General features: G+C 72.1%; 13 protein-coding genes. 7 read left to right on the top strand and 6 right to left on the bottom strand.

Annotated elements, in window-relative coordinates; genetic code table 11:
• The first annotated feature begins 223 nt into the window (after positions 1–223).
• Complete coding sequence (locus F6X51_RS03505; protein ID WP_150961881.1) at positions 224–1,723, top strand: glucan biosynthesis protein; 1,500 nt, start codon at positions 224–226, stop codon at positions 1,721–1,723.
• Positions 1,724–1,742: 19 nt separating this feature from the next.
• Here F6X51_RS03505 and F6X51_RS03500 read toward each other — a convergent pair whose 3' ends face one another.
• The 3 genes from F6X51_RS03500 to F6X51_RS03490 all read right to left on the bottom strand — a co-directional run bounded on the left by F6X51_RS03500 (position 1,743) and on the right by F6X51_RS03490 (position 3,144).
• Positions 1,743–1,997, bottom strand: coding sequence for a hypothetical protein (locus F6X51_RS03500; protein ID WP_407658424.1), 255 nt, complete (start codon positions 1,995–1,997; stop codon positions 1,743–1,745).
• A gap of 129 nt (positions 1,998–2,126) precedes the next feature.
• The gene (locus tag F6X51_RS03495; protein WP_407658423.1) at positions 2,127–2,423 is read right to left on the bottom strand and encodes a hypothetical protein; all 297 of its coding nucleotides are present in this window, start codon (positions 2,421–2,423) and stop codon (positions 2,127–2,129) included.
• Positions 2,424–2,538: 115 nt separating this feature from the next.
• Positions 2,539–3,144, bottom strand: a complete 606-nt coding sequence (locus F6X51_RS03490; protein WP_246696592.1) for a GNAT family N-acetyltransferase — start codon at positions 3,142–3,144, stop codon at positions 2,539–2,541.
• 302 nt (positions 3,145–3,446) lie between these two features.
• Here F6X51_RS03490 and zapE point away from each other — a divergent pair, with 302 nt between their 5' ends.
• Together zapE and F6X51_RS03480 are read left to right on the top strand one after the other, a co-directional pair.
• On the top strand, positions 3,447–4,682 hold the full coding sequence (gene zapE, locus F6X51_RS03485; RefSeq protein ID WP_150961802.1) for a cell division protein ZapE: 1,236 nt from the start codon (positions 3,447–3,449) through the stop codon (positions 4,680–4,682).
• Positions 4,683–4,804: 122 nt separating this feature from the next.
• The gene (locus F6X51_RS03480; protein ID WP_191970000.1) at positions 4,805–7,759 is read left to right on the top strand and encodes a response regulator; all 2,955 of its coding nucleotides are present in this window, start codon (positions 4,805–4,807) and stop codon (positions 7,757–7,759) included.
• A 37-nt stretch (positions 7,760–7,796) separates the two neighbouring features.
• Here F6X51_RS03480 and secA read toward each other — a convergent pair whose 3' ends face one another.
• On the bottom strand, positions 7,797–10,703 hold the full coding sequence (gene secA / locus F6X51_RS03475; protein WP_150961800.1) for a preprotein translocase subunit SecA: 2,907 nt from the start codon (positions 10,701–10,703) through the stop codon (positions 7,797–7,799).
• A gap of 419 nt (positions 10,704–11,122) precedes the next feature.
• Here secA and F6X51_RS03470 point away from each other — a divergent pair, with 419 nt between their 5' ends.
• The gene (locus F6X51_RS03470; protein ID WP_150961799.1) at positions 11,123–12,022 is read left to right on the top strand and encodes a peptidylprolyl isomerase; all 900 of its coding nucleotides are present in this window, start codon (positions 11,123–11,125) and stop codon (positions 12,020–12,022) included.
• 122 nt (positions 12,023–12,144) lie between these two features.
• On the opposite strand, the gene F6X51_RS27690 is transcribed toward F6X51_RS03470, so the two are convergent.
• Both F6X51_RS27690 and hemH read right to left on the bottom strand, forming a co-directional pair.
• Positions 12,145–12,288, bottom strand: a complete 144-nt coding sequence (locus tag F6X51_RS27690; RefSeq protein ID WP_191969999.1) for a hypothetical protein — start codon at positions 12,286–12,288, stop codon at positions 12,145–12,147.
• Positions 12,289–12,368: 80 nt separating this feature from the next.
• Positions 12,369–13,454, bottom strand: coding sequence for a ferrochelatase (hemH, locus tag F6X51_RS03465; protein ID WP_150961798.1), 1,086 nt, complete (start codon positions 13,452–13,454; stop codon positions 12,369–12,371).
• Positions 13,455–13,638: 184 nt separating this feature from the next.
• On the opposite strand from hemH, the gene F6X51_RS03460 reads away from it, so the two are divergent.
• From F6X51_RS03460 to F6X51_RS03450, 3 genes are all read left to right on the top strand, one after another.
• Positions 13,639–14,592, top strand: coding sequence for a class I SAM-dependent methyltransferase (locus F6X51_RS03460; protein WP_150961797.1), 954 nt, complete (start codon positions 13,639–13,641; stop codon positions 14,590–14,592).
• Between the two features lie 103 nt (positions 14,593–14,695).
• Positions 14,696–16,222: a bifunctional metallophosphatase/5'-nucleotidase gene (locus F6X51_RS03455; RefSeq protein ID WP_150961796.1), complete on the top strand. Its 1,527-nt coding sequence runs from the start codon at positions 14,696–14,698 to the stop codon at positions 16,220–16,222.
• A gap of 17 nt (positions 16,223–16,239) precedes the next feature.
• Entirely contained in the window at positions 16,240–16,938 is a 699-nt protein-coding gene (locus tag F6X51_RS03450; protein ID WP_150961795.1) for a uracil-DNA glycosylase, read from the top strand.
• Positions 16,939–17,015 lie beyond the last annotated feature (77 nt).

The raw sequence follows: 17,015 nt of genomic DNA, 5'->3' as shown, positions 1-17,015 counted from the left end.
TGGACAGCCGATGAGCGAGCGCACCGAGGAACGCGGCAAGGGAACAGGGCCGGGCAGGTCTGAAGCGACCGGACCGGAACGTCACGAAACGGCTTCCGTCTCGCGCCGATCCGTGCTGCACACCGCCTTGACCGCAGCCGCCGGCACGTTCCTACCTAGTGCGATCGACCTGAATGTCGCCAGAACGAAGGCGGAGGACGCGATTCACCCGTCCGCGGCCCCGATGGCGTTCGAGGGCGTCGCCGCCCTCGCGGAGGCGCGCGCCCGCGCGCCCTACGCGGCGCCGCCCGAGGACCTGCCCCCCGATCTCGCCCGGCTGAGCTACGACGGATATCGGGCGATCGCGTTCCGGCCCGCCGAGAGCCTGCGCCTCGGGCCGCTGTTCTCGGCGCAGCTCTTCCACCGCGGCTTCCTGCAGCGCAAGCGCGTCGACCTCTACCTCCAGCCCCGCGAGGGGCCCCCGAGGCCGATCGTCTACGCGTCGAGCCAGTTCGACCTCGGGCCGGGCCTCGCGGGGGCGAGCTTCCCGGCCGATCTCGGCTTCGCGGGCTTCCGGCTGCACTCCTCCCTCGCGAGCCTCACCCCCCGGGTGCAGGAGGAGTTCCTGGTCTTCCTCGGCGCCTCCTACTTCCGCCTGCGGGGCAAGGGCCAGGAATACGGTCTCTCGGCGCGGGGCGCGGCGATCGGCACGGGCGCGCCAGAAGGCGAGGAATTCCCGGATTTCGTCGCCCACTGGATCTGCGAGCCGGAGCCCGGCACGGAGCGCCTCAGCGTGCTCTCGCTCCTCGATTCGCCGAGCCTCGCGGGGGCCTTCCGCTTCGTGGTCGAGCCGGGCGATCCCTCGCGCCTCGGCGTCACCGCCGCGCTCTTTCCCCGCAAGCCCCTGGCGCGCCTCGGGCTCGCTCCCCTCACCAGCATGTTCCTGCACGGGCAGAACGGCCCGGGGGCCCGGGGGGCGGAGGGCTTCGACGATTTCCGGCCCGAGGTCCACGATTCGGACGGGCTCGTGGTCGAGGGCGCGGGGGACCGGCTCTGGCGCCCCCTCGTGAACGGGCGCCGGCAGCCGCAGATCTCGGCCTTCGCGGTCGCGCCCCTGCGCGGCTTCGGCCTGCTGCAGCGGGAGCGGAGCTTTGCCGCCTATCTCGACGTGCAGGCCCGGCACGAGGCCCGGCCCGGCCTCTGGGTCCGGCCGGAGCCCGGCGGGGACGGGCCGGCGGCGGGGGGCTTCGCGGCGGGCGCGGTGCAGCTCTTCGAGATCCCGTCCCGGGAGGAGTACATGGACAATGTCGTGGCGGCATTCGTGCCGGCGGCGCCGGTCGGGCCCGGTCCGGCCCTGCGCCTCGCCTACGGGCTGACGACGGTCGGGGCGGAGCCCGTCCCCGTCCTGCCGGGCGCCCTCGCGCGCGTGGTCTCGACGCGGGTCGGCTCCGCCGAGCGCCTGCGGCCGACCCAGCCGCCGAGCCCGGAGCGACGCCTCTACGCGGTGGATTTCGAGGGGCCGGGCCTGCCCGCCGATCCGGGGGCCGCGGTCGCCGCCGCGGTCTCGGCGAGCGCCGGGCAGATGGTCGAGCCCGTGGTCGAGCGCGTGCCCCAGACCGGGAGCTGGCGCCTCTACGTGGAGTGGCGCCCGCCCGCGCCGATGCCCCCCGGCGACGTGGTGCTGCGGGCCCACCTCGTCCTGGCGGGCCGGATCCTCAGCGAAACCTGGGACGCGGTGGCCTGAGGGAGGGCCCGTGCGACCGTCAGGCGGAGCGGCGGACCTCCTCCATGCGCTTGCGCAGGCGCGCGACGCCGTAAACCTCGGCGAGGTGCCGGCGGGCGGCGTAGACCGGGGGCGCGTCGCGCTCGGCGCAGGCCGCCGCGATCGCCTGCAGGGTGGCACTCACCGACCGCTCGAGGCGGGTCGCGGCGCGGATCTCCTCCCGGCGATCATCGAGCGACGTGCCGGCCGCGTGGATCGTGATGTCGCGCATTGGGTCGCGCACTGGGTCGCGCATGTGTCAGCCCCTTGGTCCTGATCGAACCGCGCCCTCTGGCGGGGCGATTCGGCGAGGATCGGGGTCGGCCTTGGCCGCAACATGGCAGCTTGGCCGTAAGGTGGGGCGAATCCGGAGGAATGCCGGCCCTCAGGGCTTGCCCGGGCCCTCGCTGAAGGGATCGACGCAGAGATAGCCGACGAAGCAGCGCGGCAGGTCGCGGGTCTGCTCGTAGGCGGGCTTCGTGGTTTTCTCGACGGTGCAGAAGCCGCCGTCGCGCACGAAGCGCGCGTAGGTGATGGGCCCAGTGGTCAGCACGATGGCCCCGCTGCGGGACACGAGGTCGGCGGCGGCCGCGCAGCTCATCGCGGTGATGTCGGGCCGGCCCTGCGCGCCCGCCGGGCCCGCCAGCGCCAGGGCCGCCGCGACGGCGGCGGATGTGAGCACGCGACGCATTCCAATTGATCTCCGGCCGGCACGATGCTCCCGGCGCGGTCCCGGATTACCACGGGGCGGGCCCGGTTGTCCGTGCCCGGATCGTCTCGGGCCGGGCCCCGCACGCTCACGCGCGGCCGCCCGCACTCGCCACCGCCAGGGTGAAGTCGAAGGCCTCGGCAATGCTCTCGTGCCAGAGGGAGAAGGGCGTCGGGCGCGCGAGGTGGAGCGCGCCCTCGGTCTCGCTGCCGAGGAGGCGCAGATTCGCGCCGAGCTTCGCCGCGAGGCCGCGCATCGGCCCGTTCCGGCTCAGGCAGCGCACGTGCAGGTCGCTGACGCCGCGGTTGCGCGCCGCATCCGTGATGCGGGCGAACAGGGCCGCGCCGAGCCCGTTGCGCCGGAACTCCCGCTCGACCGCGAAGGCGGCCTCGGCCTCCGGCCCGAGCCTCATCCGGCCGCGCAGCGTCCCGGGGGGCCGGGGACCGGCGGGGCGCAGCTCCCCGAGGCCGCGCAGAACGCCGTCCACGAAGGCGCCGAAGATCAGCCCGTCCGCCGTGATCGCGCTCTTCGCGTAGGCGCGCACGCCCGCTTCGCTCACCGTTCCCATGAAGCGGTTGGCGCGGGTCTCGGGGTCGAGGCGCAGGAAGTAGTCGAGGATGACCGCGCGGTCGCTCGGCCACAGGCGCCGGACGCTGATCGACGGTCCGGTCGAGATCGATTGGGGCATGGCCATGCCGGTCTCCGGTTGCTGGCGCACGAGGCGCGGCGGGTCCGGACGAAACCTCCCTCAAGGCCACGCTGATGTGGCACGCGCGAATTCATTGTGCAATGCAGCAATACGCCCTACCGCGCGGGCGCCGGGGCAGCCATGCATGCGGGGGTTGGAACCAAGCCGCACCTGTCAGGGCTGAGACGGGGAGCGGGGTTGATCCGCCCGCCTCGGCGCGGCAGACCGGGCCCCGGCTGCCCTTCAACTCCCGCTCCCGGCCCGCAGGGCGCGCCGCCGCGGGCCCTGCAGGCGAGGACGGTAATTCCGTGAGCCAGACACCGAGCCCCGTCCGCGCGCCCTCCCCCGAGGCGCGCGCGAGCGCCGTCTCACCCGGCCCCGTCCACGAGCGCTACGAGGCGCTGGTGGGCACCGGGGCGATCGAGCGGGATCCCGCGCAGGTCCGCCTCGTGCGCGCCCTCGACCGGCTGGCGCAGGAGCTGGAGCGGCGCCGGCGTGCCCGCAAGGGCAGCGCGCTCGGCTGGCTGTTCGGCCGCAAGGAGGATGGCGGGGCCGCCCCGAGGGGCCTCTACATCTGGGGTTCGGTCGGGCGCGGCAAGACCATGCTGATGGACCTGTTCCACGAGGCGGCGCCGGGCCCGAAGCGGCGCGTCCACTTCCACGGCTTCCTGGCCGACGCGCACGAGCGCATCCACGCCCACCGGCAGGCCCTGAAGCGGGGCGAGGTCAAGGGCGACGACCCGATCGCTCCGGTGGCGGACGCCCTGGCGGAGGAGGCCAAGCTCCTCTGCTTCGACGAGTTCACCGTGACGGACATCGCCGACGCGATGATCCTCGGGCGCCTGTTCGGGGCCCTGTTCCAGCGCGGCGTGACCGTGGTCGCGACGTCGAACGTCGAGCCCGATCGGCTCTACGAGGGCGGGCTCAACCGCGCCCTGTTCCTGCCCTTCGTGGCCGAGCTGACGGACCGGGTCGAGGTGCTGCGCCTCGATGCCCGCACGGATTTCCGCCTGGAGAAGCTCGGCGGCGCCTCGGTCTACCACGTGCCGGCCGACGAGGCGGCGCGGGAGGCCCTCGACCGCGCCTTCACGGGCCTCACCGGCAAGCCGAAGGGGCGGCCCGCCACCCTCCGGGTCAAGGGCCGCGACGTCGTGGTGCCGCAGGAGGCCGCGGGGGTCGCGCGCTTCCGCTTCGAGGACCTCTGCGCGCAGCCCCTCGGCGCCTCGGACTTCATGGCGCTGGCAAGCACCTTCCACACGATCATCCTCGACACCATCCCGGTGATGGGCGAGGCGAACCGCAACGAGGCCAAGCGCTTCATCACCCTCGTCGACACCCTCTACGACGCGCACGTGAAGCTCGTGGCCTCGGCCGCCGCCGAGGCCCAGGCCCTCTACACCGCGACGGAGGGACGCGAGGCCTTCGAGTTCGACCGGACGGTCTCGCGCCTGATCGAGATGCGCTCCACCGAGTACCTCGCCCTGCCGCACGGGCGCGGCGACTCGGAGGCGAGCGGCGCCAGCACCGGCCTCGTCGAGACCTGATGCGGCGGTCCCGGTGACGGGGAATTGAGCATCGGGTTCGCCGGCCGAGCATCCACATCCGCCTCCGCTCGGCCTATCAAGGCGGGTTGCCCTTCCGGATGCAGGACCATGCAGGCCCCCTCATGAGCGTTTCGATCGCCCCGCTGCGGCGCTGGCACTGGCGCGGATCCCGGCCACTCGCCGGCTTCCTCGGCTCGCCGGTCGCCTTCGGGCTCCTCTGCGTGGCCCTGGGGGCGGGCGCCTGGAACTACCTCGCCGGCGAGGCGAGCCGGGCCGAAATCGCCCGCGCCAACGCCATCGTCTCGGGGACCGAGCGGCTGCTCTCGGCGGTCAAGGACCTCGAGACGGGGGAGCGCGGCTTCGTCATCGTCGGCGGCGAGCGCTACCTCGCGACCTATACGGATTCCCTCGGCGCCATCGACGCCCGTCTCGCCGCCCTCGGGGCGGTGGCGGCGGCCCCCGGGCGGGACGCCGCGACGGGGGGCAAGTCCCTGGCGACGCTGATCGCCGGGAAGCGCGATTTCGCCGCCCGCGTGGTCGACCTGCGCAAGCAGCGGGGCTTCGAGGCGGCCACGGACCTCGTCCGGACCGAGGAGGGCAAGCGGATCATGGACGCGATCCGCGCCGAGAGCGCCGCGATCCAGACCGAGACCGCGCGCCGCGTCGAGGCGACCGAGGCCCGCGACCGCCTGCGCTCCCTCGTGCTGTCGATCCTCGCGAGCCTGTCGGCCCTCGCCGCCATCGCGATGCTCGCCCGCCTCGCCCTCGTGCGCCGCCGCGAATCCCTGCGGATGACGAGCCTCCTCGACGGGGTTCTGGCCAACGCGCCGGTGGGCCTCGGCTTCCTCGACCGCAACCTCGAGATCCGCCACATGAACCGGGCGCTCGCGGTGATGAGCGAGCGCGGCTTCGGGGCGGATCTCGGGGCCCCGATCTGGGCCATGCTGCCGACCCTGCGCGAGACCCTGGCGCCGAAGCTCGCCGCCGCCCTCGAGGACGGGCTCGTGACGCCCGACGTGCCGGTGGCCGTGCCGACGCCGAGCGCGCCGGGCGGGGTGCGCCACTTCTCCATGAGCTTCTATCCCCTGCGCGGCGTCGCCGAGGCGAAGGGGCCGCAGGTCGACGGGGTCGGCCTCGTGGTGCTCGACGAGACGATCCGCCGGCTCGCCGAGGAGGGGACGCGCCGCAGCGAGGAGCGCTTCCGCTCCCTGATCGAGGCCTCGGCCGCGATCGTGTGGACGGCGACCCCGGAGGGGAACCTGCACCCGCGCCAGACCGCGTGGACCCGCTTCACCGGCCAGGACGAGGCGGCCTATGCGGGCCTCGGCTTCCTCGATACGGTCCATCCCGACGACCGGGCGCATACGCGCGAGGCCTGGGGGCATGCGGTCCGGAGCCTGGCGCCCTACGGGACCGAGCACCGCCTGCGCCGCCGGGACGGCACCTATCGCCACATGGCGGTGCGGGCCGTGCCGATCCTCAGCGAGGACGGGAGCCTGCGCGAGTGGGTCGGCACCCACAGCGACATCACCGCGCGCAAGGAGGCCGAGGCGCAGATCGCCGCCGCCAAGGAGGCGGCCGAGGAGGCGAACCGCGCCAAGAGCCAGTTTCTCGCCAACATGAGCCACGAGCTGCGCACGCCCCTCTCGGCGGTGATCGGCTACGCGGAGATGCTGCAGGAGGAGCTCGAGGATCTCGGCGAGGCGAGCCTGATCGCCGACATGGGCAAGATCGAGTCGAACGCCCGCCACCTCCTCGGCCTGATCAACGACGTCCTCGACCTCTCGAAGATCGAGGCCGAGCGGGTCGAGATCTTCGCCGAGGACTTCTCCGTCGCCGAGGTCGTGGCGGAGGTCGCCGCCACCGTGGAGGGGCTCGTCGAGAAGAAGGCCAACCAGCTCGCCCTCGACATCGCCGAGGATGTCGGCACGGCCCACACGGACGTGACGAAGCTCCGGCAATGCCTGATCAACCTCCTGAGCAACGCCGCGAAGTTCACCGAGAACGGGCGCATCACCCTCACGGTCACCCGCGATCCCGGCGACGTCCTGACCTTCGCGGTGAGCGATACCGGCATCGGCATGAACGCCGAGCAGGTCGGGCGCCTGTTCGAGCGCTTCACCCAGGCCGACGCCTCCACCACCCGCCGCTTCGGCGGCACCGGGCTCGGCCTCTCGATCACCCGGGCCTTCGCGCACCTGCTGGGGGGCGACATCGAGGCGGCGAGCCGGGAGGGCGAGGGCACCACCTTCACGCTGCGCCTGCCCGCCGCCTACGCGGCGCCCGCGGCCGAGGCGCCCCCGCCCGCATCACCCGCCGAGGCGGGGGCCCCGACCATCCTGGTGATCGACGACGACGCGGCGACCCGCGACCTCCTCGCCCGCTTCCTCGAACGCGACGGATTCCGGGTCAGCACCGCGAGCGACGGCCGGATGGGGCTGGAGCGGGCGCGGACCCTGCGGCCCCGCGCCATCCTGCTCGACGTCACCATGCCCCACATGGACGGATGGTCGGTGCTGCGGGCGCTCCGGGCCGACCCGGAGCTCGGCGCGACGCCGATCGTGATGGTCACCGTGCTCGACGAGCAGACGCTGGCCTTCTCCCTCGGGGCCACCGACTACCTGCACAAGCCGATCGAGTGGGACCACCTCAAGGCCGTGATGGACCGCTTCCGGCCCGGGGCGGGGGGCGGGCCGATCCTCGTCGTGGACGACGATGCGGACGCCCGCGAGCGGCTCACCACTCTCCTGATGCGGGAGGGCCTGCCGGTGCGCGCCGCCGAGCATGGCGGCCGGGCGCTCGAGGCGGTCGAGGCCGAGAAGCCCGGACTGATCCTGCTCGACCTGATGATGCCCGAGATGGACGGGTTCACCTTCCTGCGCCGCCTGCGCCTGCGCTCCGACTGGCGCGACATCCCGGTGGTCGTGCTCACCGCCAAGGACATCACGGCCGAGGACCGCCGCCGCCTCGCCGGTCAGGCGGACCGGGTCATCGCCAAGGGCTCCCTGAGCCTGGCCGACCTCGCGAGCGAGGTCCGGGGCCTGATCGGGGTCGAGGCGACGACCGAGCCGGCCTGAGGCCGGACGTTCGGATGACGGTGCGGCGGCCGCCGGATCAGGCCGTGTAGCTGCCGTGGCAGTGCTTGTACTTCTTGCCCGAGCCGCAGGGGCAGGGCTCGTTGCGGCCGACGCGGCCCCAGGTCGTGGCGTCGGTGGGGTCGCGCTCCAGCACCGCCGCATCCGCCGTGAGCGCCTGCGCGGCGTAGCCGTAGGCGCCCCCCGCCCCGCCGTCGCTGCCCGAGCCGCGGCCCGGGAAGGCCATCTCGTTCTCGCCCGTGACGGGGTCGAGGTGCTGGGCGAACATCGGCGGCAGGGACGGGCTCTCGAGGCCGCCGAAGGGGTTGCCGCCCTCGCCCTCGGGCTCCTGGTAGAGGATCTCGACGCGGGCGAGCTGGGCCGTGACCTGCTCGCGCAGGGAGGCCACGAGGCCGTTGAAGAGGTCGAAGGCCTCGGACTTGTACTCGTTGAGCGGGTCGCGCTGGGCGAAGCCGCGCCAGCCGATCACCTGGCGCAGGTGGTCGAGGGTGACGAGATGCTCGCGCCAGAGGTGGTCGAGGGTCTGCAGCAGGACCTGCTTCTCGATATAGGTCATCACGTCGGGCGTGTTCTTCTCGACGCGGGCCGCGTAGGTCTCGTCGGCGGCCTTGCGCAGGCGCTCGCGCATCTCCTCGTCGGCGATGCCCTCCTCCTTGGCCCAGTCCTCCACCGGCACGTCGAGGTTGAGGACGCCCGTCACCCGCTCGCGCAGGCCCGCGATGTCCCACTGCTCCGCGTAGGCGTTCGGCGGGATGTGGACGGCCACGAGGTCGTCGACGACGCCGTGGCGCATCTCGTCGACGGTCTCGCGCACGCTCTCCTGGCCCATGAAGTCGCGGCGCTGCTCGAACACGACCTTGCGCTGGTCGTTCATGACGTTGTCGTACTTGAGCACGTTCTTGCGCATGTCGAAGTTGCGCGCCTCGACCTTCTGCTGCGCCTTCTCGATCGCCTTGTTGATCCAGGGATGGATGATCGCCTCGCCCTGCTCCAGGCCGAGGCGCTGCAGCATGCCGTCCATCCGGTCGGACCCGAAGATCCGCATCAGGTCGTCCTGCAGCGACAGGAAGAACTTCGAGCGGCCGGGATCGCCCTGGCGGCCGGAGCGCCCGCGCAGCTGGTTGTCGATGCGGCGCGATTCGTGACGCTCGGTGCCGATAATGTAGAGGCCGCCGGGCAGGGCCTTCTTGCGGCCGGCCTCCGGGTCGGCCGGCTCGCCCGAGGCCAGCACCTTGGCGCGGTTCTCCTCGATCTCGGCCTTGATCTCGGCGATCTGCGCCGCCCGCTCCGGCCCCTCGGGCACGCCCGCGAGCTCCTTCTCGATGCGCATCTCGAGGTTGCCGCCGAGCTTGATGTCGGTGCCGCGCCCGGCCATGTTCGTGGCGATCGTGATCGCGCCCGGCACGCCGGCCTCGGCCACGATGTAGGCTTCCTGCTCGTGGAAGCGGGCGTTGAGCACCGCGAAGCGCTTCGTCACCCGGCCCTCGCGGGCGGCGGCGTAGACATCGGTCAGCGCGTGCGGGTCCGAGTAGTCGAGGAGCGTGTAGCCGCCCTTCTTGAGGAGCTCGGCCAGCACCTCCGACTTCTCGATCGAGCCGGTGCCGACGAGGATCGGCTGGTGGCGCTGGTGGGCCCGGTCGATCTCCTCGATGATGCCCTGGTACTTCTCCTCGACCGTCCGGTAGACCTGGTCGTCCTCGTCGACGCGCTCGACATCCCTGTTCGTCGGGATGTCGACGACCTCGAGCTTGTAGATCTCGGCGAACTCGTCGGCCTCGGTCGAGGCCGTGCCGGTCATGCCCGCGAGCTTGCCGTAGAGGCGGAAGTAGTTCTGGAAGGTGATCGACGCCAGCGTCTGGTTCTCGGGCTGGATCGTGACCCGCTCCTTGGCTTCGAGGGCCTGGTGCAACCCTTCCGAGTAGCGCCGGCCCTGCATCATGCGGCCGGTGAACTCGTCGATGATCACCACCTCGTCGTTCTTGACGATGTAGTCCTTGTCCTTGGTGAACAGGGTGTTGGCGCGAAGCGCCTGGTTCACGTGGTGGACGAGGGTGACGTTGTGGGCGTCGTAGAGGTCGCCCTCCTTGAGGAGCCCGGCCTCGCGCAGGGCCTCCTCGATGAACTCGTTGCCCTCCTCGGTCAGCGAGACGGTGCGCTGCTTCTCGTCGAGGTCGTAATGCTCGCGCACCAGCTGCGGCATCAGCGCGTCGACCGAGACGTAGAGCTCCGAGCGGTCGTCCACCGGCCCGGAGATGATCAGCGGCGTGCGCGCCTCGTCGATCAGGATCGAGTCCACCTCGTCCACGATGGCGTAGTTGTGCCCCCGCTGCGCGAGCTGGGACATCTCGTACTTCATGTTGTCGCGCAGGTAGTCGAAGCCGAACTCGTTGTTCGTGCCGTAGGTGATGTCGCAGGCGTAGGAGGCCTTGCGCTGCTCGTCGTCGAGGCCGTGCACGATGGTGCCGACGCTCATGCCGAGGAAGCCGTAGACCCGGCCCATCCACTCCGCGTCGCGCGAGGCCAGGTAGTCGTTCACTGTGACGACGTGCACGCCCTTGCCCGAGAGGGCATTGAGGTAGACCGGCAGCGTCGCCACCAGGGTCTTGCCCTCGCCGGTCTTCATCTCGGCGATGCCGCTCTCGTGCAGCACCATGCCGCCGATGAGCTGCACGTCGAAGTGGCGCTGGCCGAGCACGCGCTTGGCCGCCTCGCGCACGGTGGCGAAGGCGGGCACGAGGATGTCGTCGAGGGTCTTGCCGGCGGCGAGCTCCGCCTTCAGCGTGTCGGTGCGGGCGCGCAGCTGCTCGTCGGTGAGCGCCGCGATCTCGGGCTCCAGCGCATTGATCGCCGCGACGCGGGGACGATAGCCCTTGACGCGACGGTCGTTGGACGAGCCGAAAATCTTCTTGGCGAGGGCACCGAGCATCGTGAACCTGCGGTCGAGCGAGCAGTCAAAAGCGAATTGGGCGGGCTTATAGAGGTAAATATCAGGGGGCGCATCTAAAAGAGGCCCGGCCCCGGATCGCCGTCGCGGCGGCGATCCGGGCTGCGGGAACGGCCGAGCTTCCCCCGGGTTCCGCGTCGGTTCGTCGCCGCCTCCCCCGCCGGATCGCGGCCCGGGGCAGGCTCCGGACGCGGCTCACGATCGGGAGTTCGGGTCGTGGCGCGGCGCGCCGCAAAGCTTGCGTTTGGGCCGAAGCCATTCCACCTGTGTCGCCGATTCCCGCGGCTCCGCGCCGCTCCTTCCTGCCTCGCTCCCGGCAATCCAGGCGTTCCCGGAGGCTTCCCGGCCTTCGGAAGCCTCGGGCGGCGGGTGGGGCCGATCAAGCCCAAGGATCACGACCGATGCCGATGCCCTCCACCCTCTGGCGCGTGAGCGCCCTGGCCCTGAGCCTCGCCCTCCCGGCATCGGCCTTCGCGCAGAGCCCCGCGCCCGGCGCCCCCGCCGCCGCCGCCGCCGCCGCGCCCGTTGCCCCCGACACCGTCGTCGCCAAGGTGAACGGCGCCCCGATCACCCAGGGCGACCTGGCGATCGCCGGCGAGGATCCGGCCCTGTCGCTGCCCGGCGTCGACGAGGCGCAGAAGCAGAAGCTGCTGGTCGATTACATGGTCGACCTCAAGGTCGGCGCCCAGGCCGCCGAGACCGCCAAGATCAGCGACACCCCCGACTTCAAGCGCAAGCTGGCGTATTTCCGCGATAAGCTGCTCCTCGACGAGTACCTCGAGCGCGAGGCCAAGAAGGCGGCCAGCCCCGAGGCGGCCCGGGCCCTCTACGACCAGACCGTCAAGGCGATGAAGCCCGAGGAGGAGGTCCACGCCCGCCACATCCTCGTCGACAACGAGGCCGAGGCGAAGAAGATCGCCGAGCGCATCAAGGGCGGCGAGGACTTCTCGAAGGTCGCCGCCGAGGCCTCGAAGGACCCGGGCTCGAAGACCGAGGGGGGCGATCTCGGCTGGTTCACCAAGGAGCGCATGGTGGCGCCCTTCGCCGAGGCCGCCTTCAAGATGCCGGTCGGCCAGGTCTCGGATCCGGTCAAGACCCAGTTCGGCTGGCACGTGATCAAGGTCGAGGAGAAGCGGACCAAGCCGATCCCGAGCTTCGACGAGATGAAGGAGCAGGTCGACCAGTACCTGACCCGCAAGGCCCAGCAGGACCTCATCCTGAAGTTGCGCGAGGGCGCCAAGGTCGAGCGCACCGAGGCGGCGGCCCCGCCCGTCGCGCCCGCCGAGACGAAGAAGCCGTAAGGCGCGCGATCAGGCGCGCGCGGTCGCGGCGCCCTCCCGCGAGGGCTCCGGCTCAGCGCGCCGCCTCAGGGTGAGGCGGTGACCTGGACGATGGGGCGCCCGGACGGTTCCGGGCTCGCCCGTCAGGCGACGTCCGGCATCAGGTAGGCCGAGTCCGTGACCGGCGGCGCCTCGAGCGGGACCCGCTCCCGGTCCCGCCGCTGGGTCATGAGTTCGAGCACGGCAAGGACGAGCCAGGGGCAGCCGATTCCGATGAAGAACGCCATCTGATCCCTCGTGAATGGCCGCGCGGTCCGGCTTCAGGCAAAGGATGATAGTCCGGCATTCCGGCGCGGCAAGTCACGGCTCAGATCCAGCCCTGCAACTCGCGGCGCACCACGTTCTCGATCACCCGCATGCCGAGGTCGGAATCGTTGAGGCAGGGGATGTAGGCGAAGCGCTCGCCGCCGTTCTCCTCGAAGTAGTGGCGGTTCTCGCCGTCGAGCTCCTCCAGGGTCTCGAGGCAATCGGCGGTGAAGCCCGGCGCCACGATCGCCAGGTTCCTGACGCCGCCCCTGGCGAGCCCCTGCACGGTCTCGTCCGTGTAGGGCTTCAGCCATTCCTCGTTGCCGAAGCGGGACTGGAAGGTGACGCGCATCCGCTCGGGAGAGAAGCCCAGGGCCTCGCGGATGAGGCGGCCGGTCTTCACGCACTGGCAATGGTAGGGGTCGCCCTTCAGCAGGTAGCTCTTCGGCACCCCGTGGAACGAGGTGAGGATCACCTCCGGCTCGAAATCGAGCTTGGCCAGCCCCTCGCGGATCGAGTCGGCCATGGCCTCGATGTAGACGGGGTCGTCGTGATAGGGCGGCGAGACCCGGACCGTCGGCTGCCAGCGCATCTGCATCAGGGCCTTGAAGGCCTGGTCGCAGGCGGTGGCCGAGGTGGCGGCGGCGTATTGGGGATAGAGCGGCACCAGCAGGATGCGGTCGCAGCCCTGGTCGAGCAGCGCCTGGATGCGCAGGGACACCTCCGGCTTGCCGTAGCGCATGGCCCAGTCCACCACGACCGAATCCCCCATCGCCGCCTGCAGCCGCTCGCACTGGCCGCGGGTGATGGTCTTGAGCGGGCCCTCGTCGCGCTCGTTGTTCCAGACGCTCGCGTAGTCCTTGCCCTTCGGGCCGGGCCGCTTCGTCAGGATGATCAGGTTGAGGAGAGGCCACCAGATCAGGCGCGGCACCTCGATGACGCGCCGGTCGGAGAGGAACTCCTTGAGGTACCGGCGCATCGGCCAGTAGCTCGTGCCCTCCGGCGTGCCGAGATTCATCAGGAGCACGCCGACGCGGCCCCAGCGCACCGGCGGGTGCTCGGCCGGGAGCGGGGCCCCCTTGACCGGGCGCTGCGGCTCCAGGCCACGGGGGACCTGCAGCGCGGAGGGTTCGACGCGTTCGTTCATCGGGCTTCTTCGGCTTGGCGCCGCTTCCTGTCAGCGTCGCCGGCTCGTCGGGCGACGCGCATCTCTGGACCCGGCATCGGGCGAGGGGCGGATCCGCACGGGACGGAGCCGCGGTTGTGTCCGGGTGGATATCTATCTAGAGCACGGAGCCTGCCAGCGAAGATATGACAGGACAGGGCGCGACATGCCGTCTCCCCGCTACTTCCTCAACCACTTCATGCCGTTCACAGGCTACCCCTACACGGGGGCGCCCACGGCCTGCAATCTGTGCGGATCGCGCGAGAGCGTGACGGTGGCGGAGACCGACCGGCGCCTGAAGACCCTGAAATCCATCGCCTGCCTCCAGTGCGGCCTGATCCGCACCGACCCGATGCCGACGCCGGACGAGCTCGCGAACTATTACGCCACCGCCTACCGGGCGGATTACCAGCTCGCCTTCGCGGGCGGGCCGCCGCGCCACCACCTCAACCGCTCCGCCCGCGAAGCGGCCTTCCGGGCCGACCTCCTGGCGCCGAAGCTGACCCCGGGCGCCCGCGTCCTCGATTTCGGCTCGGGCTCGGGCGAGTTCCTGGCCGCCGCCCGGGCGCGGGGCTGCGAGGCGATCGGCGTCGAGCCCGGGCGCGACTATGCGGCCTATGCCCGCACGCATCATGGGGTCGAGGTGCTGGACGACGCCGATGACGGGCGCTTCGAGCCGGGCTACTTCGACGTCATCACCACCCACCACGTGATGGAGCACCTGCGCGACCCCGCCGACGTGATGGAGCGCCTCGCGCGCTGGTTGAAGCCCGACGGCGTGCTCTACGCCGCCGTCCCGAACATGGCTGCTACCGGCAAGCCGCCGCACGAGCGCTTCCACTTCGCCCATGTCCACGGCTTCGTGCGCGACACCTGCGACCTCACCGCCCGCCGGGCTGGCCTCGTGCCGCACACCGAGTACTGGCGCGAGGACACGACGGTGGTCTACCGCAAGTCGGACGCGCCGGCCGGCCCGATCGCCGCGCCCGGCCTCGCCCAGCGCCTCGCGACCGAGCTGAAGCCGATGCCGGCCGCCGCCTACCTCGCCTCCGGCGCCTGGATCTGGCCGATGGTCCGGCGCAACGCCAAGGCCGTGCGCGACACCTTCGCACCGAAGTAGCGCGCGAGCCGGGACGGCCCGCCGCCCGGGCCGGACCGGGGCCGACGTCGCGCCGTCACGAAGCGTGGCCTATCAAGGACCGCCCTTCCGGAGACGCCCCACGATGCCGCGCCCCAACCGCCGCCAGACACTCGGCCTCGGCCTCGGTGCCGGTCTGGCCGCGGGGCTTCCGGGCACGGCCGGGGCGGCCGAGGGCGCACCCGACGCGACCTTCAGCCTGCTCCTCGTCAACGACGTCTACCAGATGGCGGAGGTTGACGGCCGGGGCGGGTTCGCGCGGCTCAACGCCATCGTCAAGGCGGAGCGGGCCCGCGGCCTGCCGATGCTCTACGCGCATGCGGGCGACACCCTCTCGCCCTCGCTGATGTCGGGCTTCGACAAGGGCGCCCACATCGTCGAGCTTCTCGACCTCGCGCCGCCGGACGTGTTCGTGCCGGGCAACCACGAGTTCGATTTCGGCCCCGCCATCTTCCTCGAGCGCATGCGGGAGGCCGCCTTCCCGGTCCTCGCGGCGAACCTGCGGGACGCGCAGGGGCAGGTCCTGCCGGGCCTGCGCGACCGCATGATCCTCACCCTCGGGGGCATCCGGGTCGGGATCGTCGGCATCGCCCTGGCGAGCACGCCGCAGAAATCCCAGAGCGGCGACCTGCGCTTCGGTCCCGAGATGGAGACCCTGGCCGACCAGGCCGAGCAGCTGAGGCGGGAGGGGGCGGACCTCCTCGTCGGCGTCGCCCACACGGCGCGCCCGACCGACCTCGCCATCGTGGCGGCGGGCCTCGTCGACATCCTGCTGTCCGGCCACGACCACGACCTCCTGGTGCATTACGACGGCCAGCGCGTGCTGGTGGAATCGAGCTTCGATGCCCACTACGTCACGGCGGTCGACGTCACCGCGACCGTGACGGGCGAGGGCAAGGGCCGCCGGATCGCGTGGCGCCCGCGCTTCCGCATCCACGATTCGAGCCTCGTGGTCCCGGACCCGGAGACGCTGGCGGTCGTGCGGCGCCACGAGGCGGCCCTGTCGCGGGAGCTCGACGTCGCGATCGGCCGGACCCTCACCCCCCTCGACAGCCGCGTCGCCACGGTGCGGGCCTTCGAGTCGAGCTTCGGCGACCTCGTGGCCGACGCCCTGCGGGCCGTGACCGGGGCCGAGATCGCGATCATGAACGGCGGCGGCATCCGGGGGAACCGGCTCTACGCCGCCGGCACGGAGCTGACCCGGCGCGACATCCTGACCGAGCTGCCCTTCGGCAACACCACGGTGCTCGTCGCGATCACGGGGGCCCAGGTGCGGGCGGCCCTGGAGAACGGGCTCTCCGATTACGGCCGCCCCTCCGGCCGCATGGCCCAGGTCTCGGGGCTCGTGATGACGATCGACCCCGCCGCCCCGTCCGGGCGCCGCATCCTCGCCGTCACGGTCGGGGGCGAGCCCCTCGACCCCGACCGGACCTACCGGGTCGCCTCGAACAGCTTCCTGTACGACGGCGGGAACGGCTACGGCATGCTCGCCCAGGGGCGCACGCTCATCGGCTCGACGGACGGCAAGCTCGTCGCCAACGAGGTGATGGCCTACATCCGCCGGACCGCGCCCCTCGATCTCGAGGCCGGGCGCCGCATCCTGGTCCGCTGAGCCAACCCGATCCGCCGATGACAGACACGGTCGCCACAGCCCTGCGCCGCTTCCGCGCCTCCGGCTCGCCCTGGGCCGCGCTGCCCTTCTTCACCGGGGGCGCCGCCGACGCGGTGGCGGCCCGGGTCGATGCCCGCATCGCGGCCGGCGCGCGGGTGCTGCCCTCGCCCGAGAACATCCTCAACGCGCTGACGCTGACGCCGCTGCCCGACGTGAAGGTCGTGATCCTCGGCCAGGACCCCTATCCGACGCCGGGCGACGCCAACGGCCTCGCCTTCTCGTATGTGGGCGCCCGCCGGCTCCCCGCCTCCCTGAAGGTGATCCTCGCCGAGATCGACCCGGCGGGCGGAACGGGGCCGAAGCCGACGCGGGGCGACCTCACGCCCTGGGCGCGCCAGGGCGTGCTCCTCCTCAACAGTGCCCTGACGGTGGAGGCCGGCCAGGCCGGGGCGCATCTGCGCTACGGCTGGTCGCAGCTCACCGACGAGGCCGTGGCGGCGGTCTCGGCCCGGCCGCAGCCGGCCGTGTTCCTGCTCTGGGGGGCGCAGGCCCGGGCGCGGGCGGCGCTGATCGACCGGGAGCGCCACCGCGTCATCGAGAGCGGCCACCCCTCTCCGCTCAACCGGGCACGGGATTTCCCGGGCTCGGCGCCCTTCGGGCGGGCCAATGCGTGGCTGGAATCGAGGGGCGTGGCGCCGATCGCGTGGGAGTTGTAGCCCGGAGCCGCCCCGGGTCCGGCGGGGGCGCGTCTTGCCGCCCGCCCAGGTCGTCGCGGACCGCCTCGGGATCCGAG

The organism is Methylobacterium planeticum (assembly GCF_008806345.1).
GTDB lineage: Bacteria > Pseudomonadota > Alphaproteobacteria > Rhizobiales > Beijerinckiaceae > Methylobacterium > Methylobacterium planeticum.
Note: the sequence above shows the minus strand (reverse complement) of the source record. Positions and strands in the feature narration are given on the sequence as shown.